23 protein-coding genes, 1 other RNA gene and 1 pseudogene are annotated in these 25,039 nt (G+C 59.6%); 18 read left to right on the top strand and 7 right to left on the bottom strand.

All coding sequences use genetic code 11. From position 1 onward, the window contains the following. Positions 1–41: 41 nt before the first annotated feature. The 4 genes from pheA to gyrA are packed head-to-tail and all read right to left on the bottom strand — an operon-like array spanning position 42 to position 6,058. The gene (gene pheA / locus BT108_RS04300) at positions 42–1,109 is read right to left on the bottom strand and encodes a prephenate dehydratase (RefSeq protein ID WP_072293322.1); all 1,068 of its coding nucleotides are present in this window, start codon (positions 1,107–1,109) and stop codon (positions 42–44) included. A gap of 43 nt (positions 1,110–1,152) precedes the next feature. Further along, entirely contained in the window at positions 1,153–2,352 is a 1,200-nt protein-coding gene (locus BT108_RS04295; protein WP_072293321.1) for a phosphoglycerate dehydrogenase, read from the bottom strand. Further along, positions 2,345–3,439: a 3-phosphoserine/phosphohydroxythreonine transaminase gene (gene serC, locus BT108_RS04290; RefSeq protein WP_072293320.1), complete on the bottom strand. Its 1,095-nt coding sequence runs from the start codon at positions 3,437–3,439 to the stop codon at positions 2,345–2,347. Before serC ends, BT108_RS04295 begins: the two co-directional genes overlap by 8 nt. Positions 3,440–3,496: 57 nt before the next feature. Continuing rightward, positions 3,497–6,058, bottom strand: coding sequence for a DNA gyrase subunit A (gene gyrA / locus BT108_RS04285; protein WP_072293319.1), 2,562 nt, complete (start codon positions 6,056–6,058; stop codon positions 3,497–3,499). A 327-nt stretch (positions 6,059–6,385) separates the two neighbouring features. Here gyrA and BT108_RS04280 point away from each other — a divergent pair, with 327 nt between their 5' ends. From BT108_RS04280 to BT108_RS04245, 8 genes and pseudogenes are all read left to right on the top strand, one after another. Further along, entirely contained in the window at positions 6,386–7,060 is a 675-nt protein-coding gene (locus tag BT108_RS04280) for an OmpA family protein (RefSeq protein WP_072293318.1), read from the top strand. A gap of 96 nt (positions 7,061–7,156) precedes the next feature. Continuing rightward, positions 7,157–8,491: a TRZ/ATZ family hydrolase gene (locus BT108_RS04275; RefSeq protein ID WP_072293317.1), complete on the top strand. Its 1,335-nt coding sequence runs from the start codon at positions 7,157–7,159 to the stop codon at positions 8,489–8,491. Continuing rightward, positions 8,484–9,200: a bifunctional 2-polyprenyl-6-hydroxyphenol methylase/3-demethylubiquinol 3-O-methyltransferase UbiG gene (gene ubiG / locus BT108_RS04270; protein ID WP_072293316.1), complete on the top strand. Its 717-nt coding sequence runs from the start codon at positions 8,484–8,486 to the stop codon at positions 9,198–9,200. The genes BT108_RS04275 and ubiG overlap by 8 nt, the downstream gene beginning before the upstream one ends. Before the next feature lie 37 nt (positions 9,201–9,237). Beyond that, the gene (locus BT108_RS04265; protein WP_218184815.1) at positions 9,238–9,885 is read left to right on the top strand and encodes an HAD family hydrolase; all 648 of its coding nucleotides are present in this window, start codon (positions 9,238–9,240) and stop codon (positions 9,883–9,885) included. 122 nt (positions 9,886–10,007) lie between these two features. Continuing rightward, positions 10,008–10,369, top strand: a transfer-messenger RNA (tmRNA) gene (ssrA, locus tag BT108_RS04260). Positions 10,370–10,536: 167 nt separating this feature from the next. Continuing rightward, positions 10,537–11,757: a tyrosine-type recombinase/integrase gene (locus tag BT108_RS04255; RefSeq protein ID WP_072293314.1), complete on the top strand. Its 1,221-nt coding sequence runs from the start codon at positions 10,537–10,539 to the stop codon at positions 11,755–11,757. Between the two features lie 85 nt (positions 11,758–11,842). Next, positions 11,843–12,349 carry a hypothetical protein gene (locus BT108_RS04250; RefSeq protein ID WP_143142394.1) on the top strand — a complete coding sequence of 169 codons (507 nt, stop codon included), beginning with the start codon at positions 11,843–11,845 and terminating at the stop codon, positions 12,347–12,349. 65 nt (positions 12,350–12,414) lie between these two features. After that, positions 12,415–12,633, top strand: a pseudogene (locus BT108_RS04245) (antA/AntB antirepressor family protein); the annotation flags it as partial. A gap of 74 nt (positions 12,634–12,707) precedes the next feature. On the opposite strand, the gene BT108_RS14115 reads toward BT108_RS04245, so the two are convergent. Beyond that, entirely contained in the window at positions 12,708–12,839 is a 132-nt protein-coding gene (locus BT108_RS14115; protein ID WP_255369611.1) for a hypothetical protein, read from the bottom strand. Positions 12,840–13,156: 317 nt separating this feature from the next. Here BT108_RS14115 and BT108_RS04240 point away from each other — a divergent pair, with 317 nt between their 5' ends. The 6 genes from BT108_RS04240 to BT108_RS04210 all read left to right on the top strand — a co-directional run bounded on the left by BT108_RS04240 (position 13,157) and on the right by BT108_RS04210 (position 18,865). Then, positions 13,157–13,867 carry a hypothetical protein gene (locus BT108_RS04240; RefSeq protein WP_143142393.1) on the top strand — a complete coding sequence of 237 codons (711 nt, stop codon included), beginning with the start codon at positions 13,157–13,159 and terminating at the stop codon, positions 13,865–13,867. Positions 13,868–13,971: 104 nt separating this feature from the next. Further along, a complete protein-coding gene (locus BT108_RS04235; RefSeq protein ID WP_072293311.1) occupies positions 13,972–14,205 on the top strand; it encodes a helix-turn-helix transcriptional regulator in 234 nt (77 codons plus the stop codon). After that, positions 14,202–15,050, top strand: coding sequence for a hypothetical protein (locus BT108_RS04230; RefSeq protein ID WP_072293310.1), 849 nt, complete (start codon positions 14,202–14,204; stop codon positions 15,048–15,050). Before BT108_RS04235 ends, BT108_RS04230 begins: the two co-directional genes overlap by 4 nt. A gap of 104 nt (positions 15,051–15,154) precedes the next feature. Next, on the top strand, positions 15,155–16,210 hold the full coding sequence (locus tag BT108_RS04225) for an AAA family ATPase (RefSeq protein ID WP_072293309.1): 1,056 nt from the start codon (positions 15,155–15,157) through the stop codon (positions 16,208–16,210). Between the two features lie 322 nt (positions 16,211–16,532). Next, complete coding sequence (locus tag BT108_RS04220; RefSeq protein WP_072293308.1) at positions 16,533–17,084, top strand: hypothetical protein; 552 nt, start codon at positions 16,533–16,535, stop codon at positions 17,082–17,084. A gap of 785 nt (positions 17,085–17,869) precedes the next feature. Next, entirely contained in the window at positions 17,870–18,865 is a 996-nt protein-coding gene (locus BT108_RS04210; RefSeq protein ID WP_072293306.1) for an SDH family Clp fold serine proteinase, read from the top strand. A gap of 330 nt (positions 18,866–19,195) precedes the next feature. Here BT108_RS04210 and BT108_RS04205 read toward each other — a convergent pair whose 3' ends face one another. Both BT108_RS04205 and BT108_RS04200 read right to left on the bottom strand, forming a co-directional pair. Further along, entirely contained in the window at positions 19,196–20,383 is a 1,188-nt protein-coding gene (locus BT108_RS04205) for a hypothetical protein (RefSeq protein WP_072293305.1), read from the bottom strand. Between the two features lie 9 nt (positions 20,384–20,392). Further along, entirely contained in the window at positions 20,393–21,073 is a 681-nt protein-coding gene (locus BT108_RS04200) for a hypothetical protein (protein WP_072293304.1), read from the bottom strand. A gap of 499 nt (positions 21,074–21,572) precedes the next feature. Here BT108_RS04200 and BT108_RS04195 point away from each other — a divergent pair, with 499 nt between their 5' ends. The 4 genes from BT108_RS04195 to BT108_RS04175 all read left to right on the top strand — a co-directional run. Continuing rightward, a complete protein-coding gene (locus BT108_RS04195) occupies positions 21,573–21,863 on the top strand; it encodes a hypothetical protein (protein WP_072293303.1) in 291 nt (96 codons plus the stop codon). Further along, positions 21,841–22,167, top strand: a complete 327-nt coding sequence (locus BT108_RS04190) for a hypothetical protein (RefSeq protein ID WP_072293302.1) — start codon at positions 21,841–21,843, stop codon at positions 22,165–22,167. The genes BT108_RS04195 and BT108_RS04190 overlap by 23 nt, the downstream gene beginning before the upstream one ends. 732 nt (positions 22,168–22,899) lie before the next feature. Then, a complete protein-coding gene (locus BT108_RS04180; protein WP_072293300.1) occupies positions 22,900–24,198 on the top strand; it encodes a helix-turn-helix transcriptional regulator in 1,299 nt (432 codons plus the stop codon). 128 nt (positions 24,199–24,326) lie between these two features. Further along, on the top strand, positions 24,327–25,039 hold a 713-nt coding region (locus BT108_RS04175), incomplete at its 3' end, for a response regulator (RefSeq protein WP_177257255.1).

Raw genomic sequence — 25,039 nt, 5'->3', positions numbered from 1 at the left:
GAGGAGCCAGGTCCATGTCAAGGCGACGTGATGCGGCGGCGCTATCCGGTCGGGTAGGAGCCGAGTATCTTGAGGGATGCGGCTTTTTCCCGGAGTGCCTTCAGTGCGCCGGCGACGGCAGGGTCCTGCCGGTGGCCTTCGATGTCCACGAAGAACACATATTCCCAAAGGCTGGCACGGGAAGGACGGGACTCCAGGCGAGTCATGCTCACGCCGTGGGTGGCAAGGGGCGCCAGCAACTCGTGTATCGCGCCGGGCCGGTTCCGGGCGGACATGACCAGGGAGGTCTTGTCTCGCCCCGAGGCGGCCACCTCGTGCGCGCCGATGACCAGGAAGCGGGTGGTATTGTTGGGGTCGTCCTCGATGTTTTCGGCGCAGAGGGTCAATCCGCATATTTCCCCCGCCTTCTGGCCGGCCACCGCCGCCGCCTCGGGATCGGCGGCGGCCAGCCGCGTCGCATCCGCATTGCTCGCCGCGTGGATGCGAGCCGTATGCGCCAGGTGCGCCAGATTGGCATTCAGCCATTCGTGGCACTGGGAGAACGACTGGGGGTGAGAATAGATCTTCCGGATGCGCGTCAGATCGGTCTGCAGGGCGAACAGGTGCTGGTGGATCGGCAGCTTGATTTCCCCGCAGACCTTCAGCGGCGTGTGCAGCAGCAGATCCAGCGATCTGCCGACCGCACCCTCCGTGGAATTCTCCACCGGCACGACACCGTAGCCGGCCATGCCCGATTCTACCCTGCGAAACACCTCGTCGATCGAATCGCAGGCCAGGGCCGTCACCGCGCTGCCAAAGCGCTTCAATACCGCCTCTTCCGAGAAGGTTCCCGGAGGGCCGAGGAAGGCCACCGTCAGGGGTTCCTCCAGTGAGCGGCACAGCGACATGATCTCGGTGAACAGCCGGGCGACGTGTTCGTCGGCCAGCGGGCCGGGATTCAGTTCGCACAGGCGTGCCAGCACCTGGGCCTCGCGCTCGGGGCGATAGGCCATGCCGTGCTTGAGCCGACCGATTTCCCGTGCAAGTCCGGCGCGGCGGCTGACCAGCGCCAGCAGTTCGCTGTCGATGGTATCGATTTCGTCCCGCAGCTGCTTGAGTGGGTCGTTCATCGTTGCGCCGTGCGTGAGTCCGATAACTCCGGCCGTGACGCCACTAGTCGGCCAGAACGGGGAGGTAGCGCACCATCAGCACTCCCTCGATGGCGGCGATCTCCTCGATCGTCCGCCGGGGCACGGGACTGTCCACGTCGACCAGGGTGTAGGCCATCTCCCCGCGCGACTTGTTGCCCATGTTGTGGATGTTGAGACCCGTCTGCGCCATGCGGGTGGAAATCTGTCCCACCATGTTGGGGACGTTCGAGTTCGCCACCGCCAGGCGGTAGGGGGATCCGCGCTCCATCGTGATGTTGGGAAAATTGACTGCATTGGTGATGTTGCCGTCCTCCAGATAGTCGATCACCTGCGTCACCACCATCACGGCGCAGTTTTCCTCGGCCTCGAGCGTGGAGGCACCCAGGTGCGGCAGCGTGATGACGGCGGGGTGGCCCTGGAATCTCTCGCTGGGGAAGTCGCATACGTAGTACTTGATCTTTCCGGAGCCGATGCCCTCGAGCACGGCTTCCTCGTCGATGATGCCGTCGCGAGAGAAGTTCAGCAGGATCGTGCCCGGCCGCATGTGATCCACGATCCTTCGGTCGATGAGACCCCGCGTCGTGTCCAGCAGCGGCACGTGCAGAGTGAGGAAATCGCTGTGACGCAGCAGGTCCTCGATGCTCTGCGCGCGCCTTACTTCCGACGACAGGTTCCAGGCGGCGTCCACCGTGATGTCCGGATCGTAGCCCATCACCTTCATGCCCAGCCGCAGCGCCGCGTCTGCGACCAGCCGCCCGATCGCGCCCAGGCCGACGATGCCCAGCGTGCGTCCCGGCAGCTCGATGCCGGCGAACTGCTTTTTGCCCCCCTCCGCCAGCCGGTGCAGAGCGGCGTTGTCGCCCTGCAGGCGCTCGGTGAAATGGATTGCCGGAATCAAGTTGCGCGACGCGATCAGCAATCCCGCCAGTACCAGCTCCTTGACCGCGTTGGCATTTGCGCCCGGAGCGTTGAACACCGGCACGCCGCGCAGGTTCATGGCTCCAACCGGAACGTTGTTGGTGCCGGCGCCGGCTCGTCCGATAGCCTTCACGGTTGGAGGGATATCCATCTGCAGCATGTTGTGCGAGCGCACCAGGATCGCGTCGGGAGCGGCAACGTCCCCGCCCACCACGTAGTGGCTGCCGGGAAAGCGCTGCAGCCCGAGCGGCGAGATCGCGTTGAGCGTCAGTATCCGGAAAATCTTGTGCGCGCGTTCAGGCATGCCGATCCGCGAATTCCCGCATGAACGTCGTCAGGGCTGCCACTCCTGCCAGAGGCATGGCATTGTAGATCGATGCACGCATGCCTCCCACGGAGCGGTGGCCCTTGAGCTGGATCAGGCCTTCCGACTTCGCTTGGGCAAGAAACAGCTCGTCCAGCCCGGGGTTTTTCAGCGTGAAGGGCACGTTCATGCGCGAACGATCCGGGGAAGCCACCGGGCACTGGTAGAAGTCGGTCGAATCGAGCAGGTCGTACAGCAGCTTCGCCTTGGCGATATTGATGCGCTCCATCGCGGCCAGCCCGCCCTGTCTCTTGATCCAGGCCAGCACCAGCCCGGCGATGTACATGGGATAGGTGGGCGGCGTGTTGTACATGGAGTCGTTGCCTGCGTGGACGGCGTAGTCGAACATGGTGGGCGTGCCCGGGAGGGTCGTGCCCAGCAGGTCCTCGCGCACGACGACCACCGTCAGTCCGGCGGGGCCGAAGTTCTTCTGCGCGCCGGCGTAGATGAGCCCGAAGCGCGTGATGTCCAGCGGGCGCGACAGGAATGTCGAGGAGATGTCCGCGACCAGGGGGACGTTCCTGCCCAGGTGCGACACGTCGGGGATCCAGTGGAATTCCACGCCGCCGATCGTTTCGTTTGGCGTGTAGTGCAGGTAGGCGATTTCCGGATCGATGCGCCAGGCATCCTGGGGCGGGATGTACGTGAATTTCGCATCCTCGGATGAGGCCACCACGTCCACGGTTCCATAGCGCCCGGCCTCCCTGATGGCTTTTTTCGACCACTCGCCGGTGTTGACGTAGCCGGCCTTCTCCCGGCCGCGCAGCAGGTTCATCGGCACCATGGCGAACTGGCTGGAAGCGCCGCCGGAGAGGAAGAGCACCTTGTAGCTGCCGGGAATGCCGATCAACTCCCGCAAGTCCGCTTCCAGTTCCGCGGCGATGGAGATGAATTCCTTGCCGCGATGACTCATCTCCATGACCGACATGCCGCTGCCATGCCAGTCCAGCATCTCGTCGCGCGCTTGCTGCAGGACTTCCGCTGGCAGTACCGCGGGGCCCGCACTGAAATTATAGATGGGATTCATATCTCCATTCCCCGGGAAATCTGCGCGTGGCCGTCAAGACTGGCCCACGTCCGTTTCCTAGACGGGCGATCCATTGCCGTCATCGGTTTCCACAACTTTCTCCAGGCCGGCCAGCCTTTCCCCGGCGTCGAGGTTGATCAGCGTGACTCCCTGGGTGGCACGGCTCATTTCCCGGACTTCCCGGACACGGGTGCGGATCAGCACCCCGCCGGTCGTGATCAGCATGATCTCGTCGTCCTGCTTCACCAGCTTGGCTGCCACCACCTTGCCGTTGCGCTGGCTGGTCTTGATCGCAATCATACCTTGGGTACCGCGGCCGTGGCGGGTATATTCGCCGATCGGCGTGCGCTTGCCGTAACCGTTCTCGGTCGCAGTCAAGACCGCCTCTTCCTCATCTGCGGCGACCAGCAGGGAGATGACCTTCTGCCCCTTGCCGAGCTTCATGCCCCGCACCCCGCGGGCGCCGCGCCCCATCGCGCGCACGTCGTTCTCGTCGAAGCGCACCGCCTTGCCGCCATCCGAGAACAGCATGACGTCATGCCTGCCCTCGGTCAGCCCGACGCCGATCAGGTAGTCGGCGTCGTCCAGCCCGATGGCGATGATGCCGCTGGCGCGGGGGCGGGAGAATTCCGACAGCGGCGTCTTCTTCACCGTGCCGAAGGCCGTGGCCATGAAGATATAACGGTTCTCGTCGAACTCCTTGACCGGCAGGATGGCGTTGATCTTCTCGCCCTCCTCGAGCTGCACCAGGTTGACGATGGGCTTGCCGCGCGACGTCCGCCCGCCCTGCGGCACGGCGTACACCTTGATCCAGTAGACCCGGCCCCGGCTGGAGAAGCACAGGATGTAGTCGTGCGTATTGGCGATGAAGAGATTGTCGATGAAATCGTCTTCCTTGGTGCCGGTTGCCTGCTTGCCGCGTCCTCCGCGCTTCTGCGCGCGATAATCGTCGAGCGGCTGGGATTTGATGTAGCCGTTGTGCGACAGCGTCACCACCATGTCGGCAGGCGCGATCAAATCCTCCATGTTCAGATCCTGCGTATCCACCACGATCTCGCTGCGGCGGCCGTCGCCGAACTGCTGCCTGATCGCGGCAAGTTCCTCGGCGATGAGCGTCGTGATGCGTCCCGGCTTGGCGAGGATGTCGAGGAAGTCGGCGATCCTGTCCATCACCTCCTTGTATTCGTTGACGATCTTGTCCTGCTCCAGTCCGGTCAGGCGCTGCAGGCGCAGTTCCAGTATGGCCTGCGCCTGGGCGTCCGAGAGCCGGTAACCACCCGCGGCCAGGCCCAATTCGGGCGCCAGCCCGTCGGGACGGAATGCGGCCGTGTCGACCGTGGCGCGCGCCAGCATCTCCTCCACCACGGTGGAGCGCCAGAGCCGGGACATCAATGCTTCCTTGGCCATCGCCGGCGTGGGCGCGGCCTTGATCAGGGCGATGATCTCATCCACGTTGGAGAGTGCAACCGCCAGTCCTTCCAGCAAGTGGCCACGCTCGCGCGCCTTCTTCAGTTCGAACACGGTGCGGCGCGTCACCACCTCGCGACGATGGCGCAGGAACGCGTCCAGCATCTGCCTCAGGTTCAGCAGCCTCGGCTGCCCATCCAGCAGGGCCACCATGTTCATGCCGAACGTATCCTGCATCTGTGTTTCCTTGTACAGGTTGTTCAGCACCACCTCCGCCACCTCTCCCCGGCGCAGCTCGATGACGACGCGCATGCCGGACTTGTCCGATTCGTCGCGCAGGTCGGAGATGCCCTCGATCTTCTTGTCGCGTACCAGTTCGCCGATACGTACCAGCAGATTGGCCTTGTTGACCTGGTAGGGCAGTTCGTCGATGACGATGCTCTGGCGGCTGCCCTTGTCCATGTCCTCGAAGTGGGTACGCGCGCGCATGACGATCCGGCCGCGCCCGGTGCGATAGCCTTCCTTGACGCCGGTGACACCATAGATGATGCCCGCCGTAGGAAAATCGGGCGCCGGGACGAGCGCGATCAGTTCCTCGAGGGAGGTTTCGGGGTTTTTCAGCAGGGCAAGGCAGGCTTCCACCACCTCGTTCAGGTTGTGGGGCGGGATGTTGGTCGCCATGCCGACCGCGATGCCGGAAGAGCCATTGATGAGCAGATTGGGGATTTTCGCTGGCAGGATCAGGGGCTCCGTTTCCGAGCCGTCATAGTTCGGGCCGTAATCCACCGTCTCCTTGTCCAGATCCGCCAGCAGCTCATGGGCGATGCGCGACATCCGGATTTCCGTGTAACGCATCGCAGCAGCGTTGTCGCCATCCACGGAGCCGAAGTTGCCCTGGCCGTCGACCAGCATGTAGCGTAGCGAAAAGTGCTGCGCCATGCGCACGATCGTGTCATACACCGCGGTGTCGCCGTGGGGGTGGTACTTGCCGATGACGTCGCCGACGATGCGAGCGGATTTCTTGTAGGGGCGGTTCCAGTCGTTGGAGAGCTCGTGCATCGCGAACAGTACCCGGCGGTGCACCGGCTTCAAGCCGTCGCGCACGTCCGGCAGCGCCCGGCCCACGATCACGCTCATGGCGTAGTCGAGGTAGGAGCGCCGCATTTCCTCTTCGAGGCTGATCGGCAGGGTTTCTTTCGCGAATGAATCCATCAATGTTTTTATATTTAAAACAGTTGGTTACAATGTGAACCCCGCCCTGGACACAATCTTGGGCACGGAGAGATGCGGCTCGAAGACGCAAACCGCGCATAAACGGATGATTTTAGCATGCCGGCGAGGGTGAGGCCACCGGGATGTTCGGATATTCATGCCGTCTGCAACAACATGATTTGACAAGGGCCGATATATAACTAGATAATTAAACGGTGTACGGTGCGTGTGCGACGATGTGCCATTGTCAAGTCGATGGCTTTTTGCTTTCATGAACAGGGGCAGTTTGATTTTGAATGGAAGTTTTTCTGAAAAAGGGGCGATAGCATGGAAAATATGGTAGCGAAAAAACTCTTGCTGGGCGCGGTTGTTCTGCCGATGCTGTTCACGGGAACGGCGATGGCGCAGGAACAGCCCGAGGCTTACGCAAGTGACGGCCGTGGCTCGGTGGCCAGGGATTCCTCCGGCGATTGTTGGCGTACGGGCTACTGGACCCCCGCCTTGGCAATCTATGAGTGCGATCCCGATTTGTTCCCGAAGGCCGAGAAAAAGGCTGAAGCACCCGCTCCGGCGCCCGCACCTGTTCCGGCACCCGTGACGGAGCCGGAGAAGGTATCCCTCTCGGCAGACGAATTGTTCGACTTCGACAAGGCCGTGCTGAAGCCCGGCGGCAAGCAGGCCCTGGATGACCTCGTAGGCAAGCTGGAAGGCATCAAGTACGACACCATCGTCGCCATCGGCTACGCCGACCGCATAGGCTCCGACGAGTACAACAAGAAGCTCTCCCTGCGCCGTGCCGAAGCCGTCAAGGCCTATCTGGTGAAGGAGAAGGGTATTTCTGCCGACAAGATCTTCACCGACGGCAAGGGCGAAGCCAATCCCGTCACCGGCGATACCTGCAAGGGCACCCGTGCTACCAAGGCGCTGATCGAATGCCTGCAGCCCGACCGCAGGGTGGAAGTGGAAGTGGCCGGCACGCGGGAAACCACGACGGTACGGTAATCGAAAGCACGCAACAAGAAAAAACCCTGCCGTCGCGCAGGGTTTTTTTTCGCTGATCCTGGTCGTGATGGTTCGATCAGGCGAACGCTTTCATCCATGACTCCTGAAGCTGTCGATACCCTGCTCGAGGCGCGTTGGGTGATCCCGGTGGAGCCTCCGGGTGCTGTGCTGCACGATCATGCGCTTGCGATCGACGGCGGGAGGATCCGGGCAGTGCTGCCGACCGCCGAGGCATGCTTGCGGTACGCTCCGCGCGAGCGCGTGGCTCTCGATCGTCATGCGTTGATCCCCGGCCTCGTCAACCTCCACACCCATGCGGCGATGTCGCTGATGCGGGGAATGTCCGATGACCTGCCGCTCATGGAGTGGCTGCGCGGGCACGTCTGGCCTGTCGAGGCGCGGCATGTCGATGCGGGGTTCGTCTTCGACGGCACGCGCCTGGCCTGCGCGGAGATGCTGCGCGGCGGCATCACCTGCTTCAACGACATGTACTTCTTTCCGGAGGCGGCGGTGCGCGGAATCCTGGCTTCCGGCCTGCGCGCCGCCGTGGGCATGCTCGCCATCGATCTTCCCAGTGCCTATGCCAGCGATCCCGAGGACTATCTGACCAAGGGCCTCGCACTTCGGGACGACTACAGGCACCATCCGCTGCTGTCCTTCTGTTTCGCGCCCCATGCGCCCTATACCGTCGGCGACCGGGTCTTCACCCGTATCCTGACCTACGCCGAGCAGCTCGGCCTGCCCATCCACCTGCACCTGCACGAGACCGCGGAGGAGATCGCGGAGAGCCTCAGGACGACGGGCCTGCGCCCGATGAAGCGTCTGCACGGACTGGGCCTGCTGAGCCCCGGTCTGATCGCGGTGCACATGGTCCACCTCGAGGCGGAGGAGATCGCGCTGGCGGCGCGCCAGGGGTGCTCCGTGGCGCATTGCCCGACCTCCAACCTCAAGCTCGCCAGCGGGTTCGCGCCGGTCGCCGCGCTGCTGGAGGAGGGGGTCAACGTCGGCCTGGGAACGGACGGGGCCGCCAGCAACAACCGGCTCGACCTGTTCGCGGAGATGCGCCTGGCCGCGTTGCTGGCGAAGGGTCGCAGCGGCAAAGCATCTGCCCTGCCTGCGAGCCAGGCGCTGCAGATGGCGACCCTCAACGGCGCCCGGGCACTGGGCCTGGATGCGGACATCGGCTCCCTTGTCGCGGGCAAGGCGGCGGATATCGTCGCAGTGGATTTCTCCGGCCTCGAGCTCGCGCCCTGCTACGACCCGATATCCCACCTGGTATACGCCGCGGGACGCGAGCACGTGAGCCATGTATGGGTAAATGGTAAAATGCTGCTGGATGACGGGAAGCTGACCGCCCTGGACGAGCGGGAATTGCTCGCCAGGGCGGCATTCTGGCGTGCGCGCCTGGCGAGCGGAGGAAAGGATGATTAGGGAAGCGGGGGACCGAAACGTCAATGCCGATCCGCTGGAACTGGAGAAATTCAGCCAGCTGGCTCACCGCTGGTGGGACCCCAACAGCGAATTCAAGCCGCTGCACGAGATCAACCCGTTGCGGCTGGGCTACATCGACCGGCTCGCCGGCCTGGAGGGCAGGACGGTGCTGGACGTGGGCTGCGGCGGCGGCATCCTTTCGGAAAGCATGGCAGGGTGCGGGGCGCAGGTCACGGGCATCGACCTGGGCGACAAGCCCCTGAAGGTGGCGAAGCTGCACCTGCTGGAAACCGGGCGGAAAGTGGAGTATCGCAAGGTGGCCGTGGAGGACCTCGCCCGTGAACAGCCGCATCGCTATGACATCGTCACCTGCATGGAGATGCTTGAGCACGTGCCCAGCCCGGCGAGCACCGTGCGCGCCTGTGCCGGGCTCGTCACGCCCGGCGGTTGGGTCTTCTTCTCGACCATCAACCGCAACCCGAAAGCCTACCTCTTCGCCGTGGTCGGCGCGGAGTACCTGCTGAACCTCCTGCCGCGCGGCACGCACGACTATGAGAAATTCATCAAGCCGTCCGAGCTTGCCCGCATGGTGCGCGATGCCGGCCTCGAGGTGCACGACATCGTCGGCATGAGCTACAACCCCTTCACCAAGGTCTACGCGCTGGGCTCCGATACCGACGTGAACTACATCATGGCGTGCCGCGCCTGACACGCCGGCCGCCGCGCGCATCCCGACGGCCATGCCCGTGACCAAGGCTGTTCTTTTCGACTTCGATGGCACGCTCGCCGATACCGCTCCCGATCTCGGCGGCGCGCTCAACCGGCAGCGCGCCCACCGCGGCCTGGCCCCGCTGGCGCCTGCGCTGATCCGGGCCACGGCATCGGAAGGCGCTCGCGGCCTGATCGCCCTTGGATTCGGCCTGACGCCGGGCGACGCGGGCTATGCTGCCATGCGCAGCGAGTTCCTGGATTTCTACGCCGAGCACCTGTACGACCAGACCTGCCTGTTTCCCGGCGTGGCGGAACTGCTCGACGGACTCGATGCCCGCGGGTTGCCGTGGGGCATCGTCACCAACAAGCCTGCGCGTTTCGCCCTGCCACTGCTGCGGGTGCTGGGGCTGGATATGCGTGTCGCATGCATCGTCAGCGGGGGCGACACGGTCCATTCCAAGCCGCACCCGGAACCGTTGTTGACGGCAAGCCGAAGGATGGCGGTGGCGCCCGCGGACTGCCTCTATGTGGGCGACGACCTCCGCGACGTGCAGGCCAGCCTGGCGGCCGGGATGGAGCCGGTGATCGCCCGCTACGGGTATCTTGGCAACACCGCCCCGCCCGAGACGTGGGGCGCCCGCCGCCTCATCGATCATCCCGGGGAACTGCTGGCGCATCTCTGATCGGGCTGTCGCGACGCTGCTTCATGAAAACATGTCCCGGCTTCTGGTATAGTGTCCCCCCGGAGAAGGCTGCGGAACTCTGGGAATGGAATAGGCTCTAAACAAAAGCAATACCGAACGCCGGGGGCGACCTGGCTTCGACGTGGGTTGCAAAGCAGCGCAGGGCATACCGAGGACCAGTGACCTCGTAAATCCATCTGGAAAACCATAGTCGCAAACGACGAAAGCTACGCTCTAGCCGCTTAAATCCGGCTGGACTCCGCACCGGTGGGCCTCAACGCCGGGCCTGGCGACAGGCGGCGGAGCCATTAACGAGGATCGCGCCCGGCAGGGCTACTTTGCCGGACGTTAAACGATAGGTGGCTCGCTCGTCATCAGCCTGCCGGTTGGCGGATGCCGGGTCAAATCAAACAACCTGGCTAAGTATGTAGAACTGCCTGTAGAGGACTTGCGGACGCGGGTTCAATTCCCGCCGCCTCCACCAATTGGTTGTTTCAAGACGTCTCAAGAAGTCCAGAAAGCCCGCGCCATGCGGGCTTTTTCATTGGGTTATCGTCTCCTTGTGTCCAATACCATCCTATTGCATCCAATCATTTATGGGGGTACATTACGGGGTATGTGCTGTACCCCCAAAGACCTGTACCCCCAAGCATGCCCCTGACCGATCTCTCCGTCCGCAGTTCAAAGCCTGAGGCTAAGCCGCGCAAATTGGCGGATGAGAAAGGGCTGTTCCTGTTGTTGCATCCCAATGGATCGAAATACTGGCGCTTCAAGTATCGATTCAACGGAAAGGAGAAGCTGCTTGCCTTGGGGGTATATCCGGACGTGTCTCTGGCCCAGGCGAGGGATCGTCGCGACGTCGCACGCAAGCACGTGGCAAATGGGGTCGATCCCTGTCTGCTCAAGCAGGAGACGAAGCGAGCAGGCAAGGAAGCCGCTAGCAACAGCTTCGAGGCTGTAGCCCGGGAGTGGTACGCCAAGTATTCCCCTGGTTGGGTGAAAAGCCACGGCGACAAGATCATTCGCCGCCTGGAGCGGGATATCTTCCCGTGGATAGGCAGCCGGCCCATCAGCGAAATTACGGCCCCGGCACTCCTGGCAACCCTCCGCCGCATCGAGGAGCGGGGCGCACTCGAAACGGCGCACCGTGCCCTCCAGAATTGCGGCCAGGTATTCCGCTACGCCGTCGCCACCGGCCGGGCCGAACGTGATCCTTCCGGCGACCTGCGGGGAGCGCTGCCGCCGGCAAGGGAAAAGCATCATGCCAGCATTACCGATCCGGGAATGATTGGGGGGCTACTGCGCGCCTTGGATGACTATCGGGGCTCCTTTGTTACGCGGTGCGCCCTCCAGCTCGCCCCTCTGCTTTTTGTACGGCCTGGTGAGCTGCGCCATGCCGAGTGGAGCGAGATCGATCTGGACACGGCGGAATGGAGGATCCCGGGCGAAAAGATGAAGATGCGTGCCGTACACATCGTGCCCCTCTGTACTCAGGCGGTAGCGATCCTGCGCGATCTGCAGCCACTTACCGGGCAGGGGAAGTACGTTTTCCCCGGTGTGCGGACACCCTCCCGGCCGATGTCGGAAAACACCGTAAATGCGGCGCTACGGCGGCTGGGGTACGGCACAGGTGAACTGACCGGCCACGGCTTCCGGAGCATGGCCAGCACGCTGCTCAATGAGCAGGGATGGAATCGGGATGCCATCGAGCGGCAGCTCGCCCATGCCGAGCGGGATTCGGTGCGGGCGGCGTACAACTATGCCGAGCACCTGGGGGAGCGTCGGAAGATGATGCAAGCCTGGGCGGATTACTTGGAAGGGCTGGCCCGCGGGGCAAGCATCCTGCCATTGAGGGGCAATACCGTGGCCTGACGGACTTCAGGTATATGCGGGGTGAAAAGTGTTGACGCACTTGACACCCCTGACCACAACGCAACCTTTCTAGGAGGTAAGCATCATGGCTAAGGCTGATTCTACACTTGCACTTGGCGGCGCGTCCGCGCCCGCGTACAAATCCACTGCCCCGCGTACCTACCGTCCCGGAAATAAAGGGGACGACATGTCTATCGAGTTGCCGTTTGTCCTGTTCGACAACAAGGGCGGGGAGCAACATGTTGATCATTGGCACGTTCCCCCTGATGGATGCGACGATTCCTTTGAAGAGACGCTCATAGGCCGCAGATACGCCGCGCACTATGCCCAATTTTTGAAGGACAACCCCGATAGCGTGGGCTATAGCGTTCTGCTTTCAATCGTCCAAGATATGCTTCAGAAGCAGGGGCCGAAGATGAAATACACCAGTAGGTATGTGGTTGGTTTCTTGGCTCACGTTGACGAGCTTGTATACATGGCTGCAAAGCGCATTGAAGTATTCGAGCACGCAGCGATGAGGGAGGCTAGGGATCGGGTCGTTAATTTCGAACTTGATATTTTGGAGTTCGGGGAAAAAGAGGTGGCGGCATGAACGAACTCATCAAGGTACAGGAGCGCGCCGTCGGCGGTGGGCAGGTTTAGACTGTCAACGCCCGCGACCTGCATGCGTTCCTGGAGACCGGCGACAAGTTCGTCACCTGGATCAAGGAAAGAATCCAGCAGTATGGATTCACGGAAAACGAGGACTATGTGAGTTATTCGGCAAATGCCGAAAAACCCCACGGGGGGCGTCCTTCCCTCGAATACGCCATCACCCTCGACATGGCCAAGGAACTCGCCATGGTCGAGCGCAACGAGAAGAGCAAGCGGACTTGATCGCCTGACGATCGTAGTGTTTTCAGGGCGTAAGCCTGGGGTCATTTGCATTTCGGGAATTTATGGCATCATGCTCAACCATGATGCAGAAAATCCAGGATGACCTCGGGCGCCACCTGTCGCACCATCGCGCCTTCCTTCGTCATCGGCGCGGCGCAGGAGCACAGCATGAGGGATGCCAGAATGATGGGCGCTGATCTGTTCATGCCGCGATGATACAGCAGAATTACAGTCCAGGTGACCTGGTCGTTACCCCGAGCGGCCGTATCGCGAAGGTGGGCCGATCCTGGCCGGCATCACGTACTGATCCGCGGCCACGAATCGACCTCACATACACCGATACCGGCGAGGCGGTGCGCATCGATCCGTCGCTGCTCGAGCTGCACCGGAAGGCGCCGCCACCCTGCCCTCGCAAGAATCGATGCGACGCTGTGGACTCCAGGAGGGTTATCGGCGGTGCTCCACTCAATCCGCTGCCGGCGCACAGGGCTCAGCGTGCCCGGGGTCGGGCCAGTCTAGGAGCATGGATGCTGCTGCAGGACCTGATGGATGCTGCAGGTGGTGCAGGAGCTGCGCACGCGTCACGGCCGCGCTTCCGACGCCGCGCAAGGCAGGGAGAAGCCAGTGTAAGAGTCCGGCAGGGAAGGTCAAGGCAGCAAGGGATATAGAAGGTCTGAAAATGGACGAAGATGAGATAGTGCCGGAGGAAGATCATCCCGACGTCGGGGCGATAGGAATTGACCAGAATCACCCAAATAGCATTCGGTACGGTTTTAGGAAGACATGCTCAGACGCAGATAATGGGGATGACGCCGCCATGATCCGGCAACTAGAATTTGTCAGACGGGTTATTTCTGGAATCGATATCGAAAAGGAGACATCGATTGGTCGCCTTGCACTTGCGTCCCTTAAAAAACCGGTTGAGTATCTTCTGAATGATAAGAAGGCCATGCTGGCCGCCTTCGGCGTATTCCGTGAGGCTAAACGTCCTATCGAGCAGAGAACGTATGAACGCCATATCTCAATGGCACAAGAGATGGGGAAACAGCTAGCTAAGTATGCCACTGAAACTAGGCTTGAGCGAAAAAGAGCGGAAGCAAAAGCTAAAAAGGAAGTCGGTGAACGTCTTGGGGCTCATGTAAATACCGTGGGGGCAGCATATAAAAAATATCACTATATAGCGAAGGTAGTAGAATTTTTGGAGAAAGATTGCATATCGAGAAATCGCGAATAGCTTCTATATCTCGCAACACTAACTGAATAGTTCCTGTTGCGACGTTACATTCATAAGGGTCTATTCTGTCTCCGTGTCCAACACATGCTATAGGAGGCAGCGACATGCATCTTCAAGAAAAAAACGGATTCTTACGTCTAAAACAGATCGTAGGCGATCCTAAGACAGTCCCGCCAATCCCGGCCATAATCCCCATATCAAAATCCGCATGGTGGGCCGGCGTGCGATCTCAGAAATTTCCGAAGCCTGTAAAGATTGGGCCGCGCACTACTGCTTGGCGAGCGCAGGATATTCGGGAGTTGGTCGAGCGTCTTTCATCTGATGGAAGTGCGCAATGAGGGCCGCCCAGCCACAAGAGGCGTATCCCGTCTTCTGGAACCTGGCCGAACACTCGGAATACCGGAGGCTCCAGAAGACCGACCCGGCAGCAGCACAGGCCCTTTACGATGCCAACGACGCAAAGAATAGGGAACTGGGAATCCAGGCAGCGGCGGCGGAGGAGAAAGAGCAAGCCATCATGGCTAGCTTCAGGAATATCTACGATTCGGCCCCTCCTGTGCCGCCCGACCATCCTTCTGTACGGAAGCTTGGCGTCAAGCCCTACGACGCTCGGCTGTACGATGGAAGGTGGATCGTTCCGATGAAAGACTGGGAAGGTGAGACCGTGGGCCTGCGGACAATCGATCCGAAGAGCGGAACGGAAAATCTATGCGCCTCCGACGCTTCATGGCACGGAAGCTTTACCATCCTCGGGGATCCGGTTAGCACGGAGACCATAACCATATACATCGCCTTCACGTATCAGGATGCTGCAATCATTTATCAGGCAACAGGCGATCCCGTGATGATCATCAGCGATCCCAATTCGCTGTACGCAACGACAATGATCGCAGCCCAGGAATACGGGTCTTTCAAACCACTATACCTGATCATTTGCCCGGATTCATTCAGTGGAGATGAGAATTCATGGTTGCTGCTCACCCTGGAGGTCATCCGCGTCGCGGATGATGCAAAGAGGCATAAACACGGCATACTTGCAATGCTGGACTATGTGGCGGCAGAGATAAGGTTGACATCCCTGCCCAAGGGGATGGGCTCATACGGTGAGCTTGCCAGGCGGCATGGCATGGAAGCGGTGCTTCGTTCCGTAGCCCATACTCGTCTTCCCGGTGATGCGCAGTGACCCGCGGCGATGGATGGCGTGAAGGCTGCCGGGATGTCAACGCCGACCCTCAATCCTGGACGGATTTCCGGAGGCTGATCATGTCTTGGAGAGCAGCAGCTTCCATGGCCGCAATTCCGCCTGATCGGCGGCCACCGGCCTATCCGCTTCTCACCGCCGAAGATCTGCGCGGCATGCCGGCTACCCAATACCGAGTAAAGAACGTATTGCCACGCGAAGGCATCGCGGTCGTATACGGCGCTTCGGGTTCCGGAAAATCCTTCCTAACCATGGATCTTGCCGCGGCCCTGTCCGGTCTTGAGGAATGGCATGGCCACCGGGTGGCATCCTGCGACGTCCTCTATGTGTGCCAGGAGGGTCACAACGGCCTGCCACAGCGGGTGCAGGCATACTGCGCGTACCATGGGGCCGATGCGTGCCACCGGGTCAGATACATCACGGCATCCTTCTCCTTGCTCAATGCCGGGAATATTGCCATGCTGGTTGAGTCGATCGAATCCGCAGGTATTTACGGCGGGGTGGTCATCATTGATACCCTGAGTGCCGCTTCCCCGGGTGCTGACGAGAACTCAAGCGTGGATATGGGGCGAATCCTGGCTGCGGCCGCCCGTATCCGTGAAGAGTGCCGATGCCTTGTCATTCTTGTCCATCACAGCGGCAAGGACGTGGCGCGTGGCATGCGCGGGCATAGCATGCTGTTCGCCGCTGCCGATGCCGTCATCAAGGTGACTCGCGATGAAAACCGGCGTACTTGGGAGTTGGAGAAATCGAAGGATGGCCTGGATGGCAAATCACATCCGTTCCGCCTGGCTGTCGTGGAGATCGGCATCGATGAAGACGGCGATCCGGTAACCTCGTGCGTGGTGGAACCGGAAGAGCGTGCTGCCGATGTCGTGAAGCGGACGAAAATTCCGAGGGGTGGAAACCAGAAGATCGTCTATGAGGTCGCTGGAGAACTGCTGCGCGATTCCAGAGAGCACGGTAAAGGGGGGGCGCCGGCAGAGCGGCCATGCATCCAGTTCGATGCGCTGATCGAATCGTGCATAGGCCGCCTACCAGTTGATCCAAAACGAACGCAGGAGCGAGGACAGGAAGCGATTATCGGTTTGGTGAATCGGGGTGCCTTGAAATTGCGGGACGGCTGGATATGGGTTACATAAAACGCACGAATAAACCTCTTCCTTTTTCCCGAAATTTCCCGAAATCGTTCCCGAACTTCATTTTTCCAGTTTTCAAAGTGGGAATTTTCTTCATTTTTTGCCCCTTTTTCCTGTTTTTTCTTTCCCGAATTTCCCGAAATTTCCCGAAGTGGGATTTTCCGGGAACGAATTCTTCCCGGACTTCCCGCCCCCCCTTTATAAAGGGGGAAGGGATTCCGGATTCGCCGGGAAAAGAGAGGGGCAGACTAGAATCTCGTCCATTCATGCCAGCAATAGAAATTAACCCCGTTCGATCGATTGATCCATTACTCCGGATAGCGCCATGGGTGGAATAGGCAGCGGCTGGTTCGGCCGCCGAGGGTCGAAGCTGATGGCGGAGGATTTTCCCTCAGTCGACATACGGAAGCTCGCGCATGAGTATCGGCTGACGGATGGGTTCATTCTTGCAGGCAATGTTCTGGTCGATCTGGAGTGGGTTGCGTGCCACTATGGCGGGAAACGCCCTTACTTCAAATGCCCGCGGTGCGAAGGGCGCCGCTTGATCCTCTATCGCCTGCCATCGGGAATGGAGCGCAAACCCGGCTACGGCTGCAAGAAGTGCCTCAATATGGGCAACCGGTCGGAGAATGAGGGAAGGGTAGACCTGGCCCGGCGGCGACTCAGGAAATTGCATGAGCGAGCGAGCTATGACGATACCAGACGGGATGGCAAGCCCAAGTGGATGCGCTGGCCCACCTGGCGGCGTCTGTCGGCCCAGATGGGAGAGGCTGCCATGGAAGTGTTCGATTGGGACGAAAAGATGATGCATCTTCTGCGCAAAGTGAAGGAGCCTCCTCGGTGCCGCAAGGGCGCAAGGCAGCGATCCACAAAATGAATTGAAGAGTTATCCCTATCCCCGGAATTTTTCGGAAAATCCAGAATTTTTGGAGAGGGAGGATAATGAGATTTCTTGCGCGCGCGTCGGGTGGTGGCGGGGTGGGGGTGCTGGGCCCGACGGGCCGAGGTGTGGCGAGAGGGAAGAACGGACGAGGTTGGGGGATGCGCCTCCAGAGCGCCGATCGGACGACTGCTCGGCATCGAGGAAGGGACGAATCTGGTTCGGGAGGGGTGCCGAATGCCGGCACTAACCGCAGAGTTGTTACTACTTCTCCTGCTACTTCTGCTACTCTATGGCTGGACCGCGCGCGAAACGTTTCGGACGTTTTAGCGGGGGACTCCGGAGCTGGTTTCGGGGGTGCATCTGGCGTTGCGCGGGTCTTGCATAGTCTTCAGTACCCGACATGCGGTATTGCACCACTTCCATGATGTGGGCACTGCTAATGCCATCAGACGGCGTTTGGGATTCTTGGCCTGGGCAGGTGCGCCGAGGAATGACGCAAGTCTATCGAACGTACTCAGCAAACCCTGCCCTACTCCAGATCGAAGCCGAGGCGATGACAAATCATAGAGGACTATGGGCCGATCCCGACCCGGTACCGCCGTGGAAATTGCGGAGGGAATAACGGCTAAGCTTAAAGCTTTCTGTTTGTTTGCCGTTATAGGATAGTTGTCGAGTTAATTTACACATGAAAGTAGGCAATTTCTAGATCCCTGATTAAATAATCTATATTGATCAGGCACGGAACTTGCTTCTAAGTGGAAAATTGCATTATTTAGAAAATGTCGAGTTTTCACAAAAGAAAAGGGTTACTTAATAAAATTGCGAAAGCAAGGTCATCATCCGTTATTTCGTATATTACCGGGGATCGAAGGCAACTTGAAACTCAGATTTCGCCAGAAGTAATAGATATCTTTGTAGAACACCTTGATGACATCGGGCCCACAAAGAGAATTTCATTAGTACTCTATACCCTAGGAGGGAATACTGCGGCAGCTTGGAGACTGATAAATTTATTGCATACGTTCTGCGATGAATTGGAGGTGATTATCCCATCTAAAGCTTTAAGTGCCGGAACGCTAATTTCTTTAGGCGCTACCAAAATAATAATGACTAAACAAGCAGCATTGGGCCCGATAGATCCGAGTATAAATCACCCATTAAATCCACTAATTCCTGGATCACAAGCTCGTTCGCCTGTAAGTGTAGAGGCCGTTCGAGGCTATCTTGATGCCGCAAAGGAATTAGGTATAGATAATGGGGAAAGTGCAACAAAATTACTTGTAGACCTGTCAAATAAAGTCCATCCTTTAGTTCTTGGGGAAATATTCCGCTCACAATCACAAATTAGATTCTTAGCTAAGAAGCTATTGAAAAAACAAGTAAAGGATGAAAAGAAGATAGATGCAATCATAGATTTTCTATGTGCTGAATCTGGTAGCCATGATTACACAATTAATAGACGTGAGGCTCGTGAACTCGGTTTAAACATAGAAAATCCTTCTGATAGTTTTTATAGCATCTTAAGAGAACTGCATCTCAGTTACGTAAATGAATTCAAGCTTCTTGAGCCCTTTGATCCATGGAATCTTTTTCCTTCAGAGCATTTGACAGTAGATTACAGACTACCAAGGGCAGCCATAGAAAGCTGTAAAACGGGCTCTCATCAGTATATTTCAGAAGGAACTTTGAGCAAGAATCCTGCAGGGCAGGAAACTCCAGATCCAAACCGCGTAGTAAACGACCGTAGAAATTTTGAAGGTTGGAGGAAAATATAATGGAATACTTTAGGCTATCCACAGATGCCAGTAATATTTACCGACCGAGTACGTCTGCAGAGCGATCAGAATTTTATGAAACTAGTGTAATTGGAAATCTGGCGGATATTTTACGATCAGATACTTATGTTAGCGAGGATCTAATCAAGCAAGCCATGGCAGTGGCACCCCCTCACATATTTAGCGAAAAATAGCTGTTATTACATCACATTCCTAAAACCCGCCGGGGCGGGTTTTTGTTGTCCCCTTCCCTACTGCTTCCGAAACGCCTGCTTCGCCACCCAGAACGCCCGGCTGGATCTATCGTACCGGCTCACCATTTGCCTGCCATTACTGCACCTGCACTGGCTGACCGCTCTGCAGCGTCCAGGCCTGACCGTTGGCGAACCGCGTCACCACGCCTTCCTTGAGTCTCGTGCGCGCCTCGGGAGGCAGTCCGCCTCCGGCTGTTGCTGGCCGTGCCGGCACGGCTCCGGGTGCCTTCTTCGGTGTGAACCGCGCGGACGAAAACATGCCGGCAGAATCCTCGAATCCGGCCGGGGCCATTTCCGCAATCGCAGCCTGTAGGGCTGCAACCGGGTTGCGATAGAACTCCGAATCCGGATTAACCGATAGGTCTGTCGCTCGACTGAGGATCCCAATGCGTGCATTGGAATCGATGTTTTCCAGCTTCGTCCCAGCGGCGGCCTCCAGTTCAGTGTCCAAATATTCCCTTTCTCCGCTCGACAAGCTGTAAAACTTCCGCCCACTGTTCTGCTGATCGGACTTCGGAGCGAATGGGCCGACCTTTCGTTTCTCATCATCGAATAGCGCCGCTGCAATGGCGCGCACCTCGTCCGCTTTGTGTTTGTCGGCAGCCGCTTGGCGCTCACCGATTTTCGCGGTTCCCAGCGGAGTCGTATGGGTCGTACCAAGCCTGTTGGTACTGTACTGGATACCATCGCTCATGCCGTATCGCGGCTTGCCGGCGATGGCGAACAGGGCGTCCCCGATCTCGTCCGCAGAAACGTCGCCTGCCAGGATGCACGGCAACTGCGCATTCCCCTGGAGGATGCGTTGCGCCTGCGCGAAAACCTGAGGGTTCGGCTCTTTGCTGGCGCCGAAATGCTGCGACAGCAAGCCACCAATCTGTGCCGCCGACATCTGGTCGTCCGAATAGCGCATGGCCGGAGACGGGCCAAGGTCGGCGTCGAAGTCCTGCGGCCGCAGCGCCTTGATGCCTTGGTAGATCTGAGCCGGCAGGCCGGATGCATCCTGTGCGTAGCGATCCAACGCCTCAGGCGAGCGCATTGCGTGGCGCTGTCTATTCAGATCTGTCTCGGACTCCAGTTTGCCGATCTGCGCGTCTCGAACCGCATCCAGGGACTGCTGATTCGCCTGCATGCGCGCCATGGTATGGTCGTCGATGCGTGCACGAGCGTTCATCATCCCGGCGTTGAAGATGCCGTCCGCGATGCTTTTCAGCCCCGCGCCAATGTTGGCGTTCGTGTAGGCGTACGGATTCGGGTACGAAGGCATGGCAGTCTCCTATCCGACACTCATATTGATGGGGGTAGCGATTCCCTTGGCGGCCTTGGTGCCCGAGATTCCCCCCAGCCCCTTGCTCATCAGGTGGTATGACCCAATGGCCCCGGCGATGCCGCCCAGGCCGTCCAGCAGATTGGCCGCGGAATTGGCGCCTGCGCCCGCAAGGTGCGACGCATCCATCTCACCGCCGAACAGACCAGTAGACCGCGCCGATTCGTTGTTGAGCATGCCGACGCGCTCACCCAGGCGATTGAGCCCGATGTTGTTGTCCAGCCGCTGGCGGCTCAGCGCCGAGACGCCGGCAAGGTTCTTGGCATAGTCCTGCCCCTTGCGCAGTGCGCCGACGAGCTGCTGGTTCATCGAATCCTTGATGACCTGCGGCGCGGTGCTGCCCGCAAGGTATTCGGTCGCGGGGTTCACGGTCGGCTGCAGGTACTGCTGGATCGAGTCCGCGATGCTGGTGCGCCGCTCGTCCTGCTTCTCGCGCTCGAATTCGGGCAGCGCCTGCTGCATCTCGGCATCCCTGCGCTTGTCGATGTCGCGCTGGCGCGCGGCTTCTGCCATGCGCGCGGCGCTCTGCTTCTTCTTGATGCTGTTCTGCGCGCTCATCGACATGGCCGTACCGCCGGCCGATGCCAGCATGGAAGCGACCGCCGCTGCGATCAGAAATTCGGGCCCCATCTCTCCTCTCCTTTATCTGATTACAACAGATTCCACGCTACCATATGCGATGCCTTAAACCAATCCATATGGGGAGGCATGGCATGGCTACCAGAATAGTTTTCTCGGGAAAGGCGTGAGCGTAAAAACGCAGGGATCAGTGGTGATTCTCCCCTTCAGCAAATCTATCAGGGGGTATATTTAGGGGTATAAATTAATTTATTAAACCTTGAATCATTGTATTATGGCGTTCTTTGGCTATTATTCGAGTGACGCCGCCCCACCAATTGGTTGTTTCAAGACGTCTCAAGAAGTCCAGAAAGCCCGCGCCATGCGGGCTTTTTCATTGGTTTATCGTCTCCTCGCGTTCAATACCGTCCTGTTGCATCCGATCATTTTCGTCGACATATAGCGTGCGGAGGAGTTCTTGCTGATGAGCGAGCAACGTGCTATAGTGCCTTCGTGCATTAGTAATGCACCAATGTTATTGATGATCATGACTTATTCGAGGCATAGATCAATGCATACACTCGCCGGCAAGTCCAGCGTCAAGGTCATTGGCGCCAATGGACAGATTTCACTGGGCAAGGAATTTGCCGGACGGCAGGTTCTGGTCGAGGAACGGGAACCCGGCGTGTGGCTCGTCCGCACGGCCCAAGTGATCCCCGACAACGAACGCTGGTTGCACCAACCCAAGGCGCGAGCGGATCTGGATCGTGCCTTGGACTGGTCGCAACGCCACCCTGCCCAGGCATCCGATCCCGAAACGGTTCTGAAGGGGCTGGAAGATGGCGGACGCCCCAGACGATAGAAATGTTCAGCTTGATCTGAACAACCCGGTTTTCCAGGAGAACTGGCTCAGTCTGGACAAACCCGAACGCAGCCGCGTCACCGACACCCTCAAGAAGCTGCGTCAGATCACTTGGTACCAGGTCTACCGGGATCAGGGTCTGAAGTGGGAGAAGGTTACCAGCATCGATCCACCCAAGGGCATCGACGCAATCTATACGCTGCGCATCACGTCGTCACGGCGGGTCACCGCGTACCGCGATGGTAACTTCATGCGCCTGCTCGCCATCGCGCCCGATCACGATGCCGCCTACGGCAAGAAATAGCCCCGCGCTCATTGCCGAAAGGCGTGCATGGATTCGACCTTGGCGAAACAGTTCTCGCATTGGCCAGGAACAAGCTCGTCCTCTCGCCGAAAAGCATGCCGGAGCACTACACGCTTCATCCCGGACCCCATTCGAAAGTTATCGAGGTTCATAAGATCGCGCCGCGCGGACGCACCATCCGAGTACCTGACGTTCTTCTCGATCACAACACGAACGGCTATTGGCCAGTCGTTGACGTAGCCATCAATGGGGCTATCAAGACGGAGACCGAATTCCAAAGATTTGCAGAATCATCCGATTGAGTCCGCGCACGACTCCGCCATTTCACCAATTGAATATTTCAAAGACGTCTCAAGAAGTCCGGAAAGCCCGCGCCATGCGGGCTTTTTGTTGCCTGCCGCACAAGGGTGTGGGATTTCCCACAGATTCCGGTGGCCAATCTTCCTAGCATTGGAATACCAATGGCGAGTGCCGTTGGTTCGGTAGTATTTTCTTCGACAACTAGTGCCTGCCCCTGGTGGTTGACAACTATCAGGGGGTTTTTTGCGTTCAATGGACGGGTCCGGGCCGCCCTGACTCTGGAGCCGCGCGTTGAGGCAGGGAAGCGGATTATTGGTGTCGATTACCCCGAATGGATTATACTGTTGACCATGAAAACAGACGTATCGAATGGGTAAAATGTAACAATATTCATTTAAGTTCAAATATATAAAGCTTGTTTCCGAGTCGAGAATGAGCACAAGAGGGAGCGACTGGATATCCGTCGTCGAGGCCGGGTATGACCTGGGAGGCAGCGACTCCCAATGGCTCGGTCAACTCATCGATCGCATCGCGCCCCTTCTCGGCCGCGGTACTCACGTCCTCGGCTGGACTTTCCGCTGCACCCCCACCACTTTCGCCCTCGGCAGTTTCTCCGAGGGTACGCCCAAGGCGCTGACCTACGTCGCCCGCATGTCCCACGCGCTGGCGACGGAAAAATCCCTCGACCTGACCTATCGCACCGGCGTGGTCGTCGCCACGGCGAGCGAACTCGTGTTTCCCCGCTTTCCCGACATGCACAGGATGTTCAGAAGCCTGCTGAAAGGGAGAATGCGGGATCTGCTGGTCATCAATTGCCTGTCGGGAACAGGCAGCGGCATTTCCATCGGGGCCCTGCTCAAGGAAACCTCGAAAGCGACGGAGCAGGAGCGTCGGCGATGGCCCCGGATTGTGGCCCACGTGGGGGCAGGCGTCAGGCTGCGGCAGATGGTTGCCGGGCTTTCCCTGGATTCGGCGAGCGTCGAGGCCGTATTCGATGCGGGCGGAAGCGTGCACGACGCCCGGGGGCCGGCCCGGGACGTCGACGCCAGGGAAAACCTCCGGGAGATAGTGCGGCGCATCGAGCGTGCACGCGCGCATTCCGGCCGCGAGAACGTCGACGAGGCCCTGGGAAACTGGGAAGGCCTGGTGAGCGGCCGTTGGTCCATGGTCGACCACTTCGATACGGACCAGCGCCGTTTCGTCGTCGCGGTAAGGAACGACCCCGTGCACCCCGATCCAAGGGGCCTGACGCCGCGCGAACGGCAGGTGGCCGAATACGTCGGCCTGGGGTATTCGTCGAAACAGATCGCCTACACCCTCGGCCTTTCCGAAACGGCGATCACCAACTGCACCGCGCGAACCCAGGACAAGCTCGGGCTGGGCTCCCGGGCCGAGCTTGTCGTCTTCTTCGCTCCCACCGGGGTAAGGCGCAAGCTCGCCGAAGTCACCCTGGCCGGGGAGCGGTTCCTCATAGGTGCATCGCCGCTCATCGATACCCGACGCCTGGCAGGTCTCTCGGAGACCGAACGCGATGTCCTCGGCCTCCTGATCGCGGGATCGACCAATGCCGATATCGCGCAACGGCGCGGAACCAGCGAAAACACCGTCGCCAACCAGGTGCAGTCGATCTTTCGCAAGCTGGTGGTACGTTCCCGGGGCGAACTGGTGGCCCGGCTCCAGAAGGGGACGGGGAACGGACAGCGGGAAATTGGCACTCTTCCTGATGTGTGAAATTGACTATTTATCATCCCGTGAATCCTCGACAAAATCTCCCAAAAAACAGGCTGCCAGGAATTTTATGGCCCTCTTCTGGGTGAGCGCCCAATAGAGATCCCGATATGGAAGCGGCAAATATTCCCGTGGACCCTCCCTCATCCCCGCCCATCCGCGTTTTGCTGATCGACAGCCACCAGATCGTCCTGTGGGGGCTGGAGAAACTGATCGGCGGCGAGTTTCCGCGCATGGAGGTGGCCGGCCTGGCGGACAACGGCGCGGATGCGCTGAAGCTGGCACGGGAGAGCCGGCCCGACGTCGTCCTGCTGGATCTCTGCCTCGGCAAGGCTTCCAGCATCCAGCTGATTCCCGGGCTGCTGAAGACGGCGGGCCTCCACGTGATCGTCTTCGTCGGTGCATCCCACGACCGGGACGCCGTCGACGAGGCAGTCTTCCATGGGGCGCGGGGCGTGGTGTACAAGGAGCAGCCGACAGCGACCATTCTCAAGGCGATCCAGAAGGTTCACGAGGGCGAGCTGTGGCTGCCGCGCAAGACGATGGGACGCGTCGTGACCAGCTTCGTGCAGGCGGAGCCGGCGTTTGCCGATCCCGTCACCGAGCGGATCGTTGCGCTGACGCGCAAGGAAGGCGCGATCGTGGCGGCGTTCGCGAGCGAGGCGGGCGCCTCGAACAAGAGGATTGCGCACACGCTGGGGATCAGCGAGCAGACGCTGCGCAACCACCTGACCTCGATTTTCGGCAAGCTTGGCATCCGCAACCGCTTCGACCTCTTCATGTTCGCCCAGCTCCACCATCACCGGCTCGACATCGCGCCTGCCCGTTCCCGCCCCGTCCATCC

The organism is Nitrosovibrio sp. Nv17 (assembly GCF_900119085.1).
In the GTDB taxonomy this organism is placed as follows: Bacteria; Pseudomonadota; Gammaproteobacteria; order Burkholderiales; family Nitrosomonadaceae; genus Nitrosospira.
The sequence above is the reverse complement of the archived record's forward strand: the minus strand, read 5'-3'. Positions and strand labels throughout refer to the sequence as shown.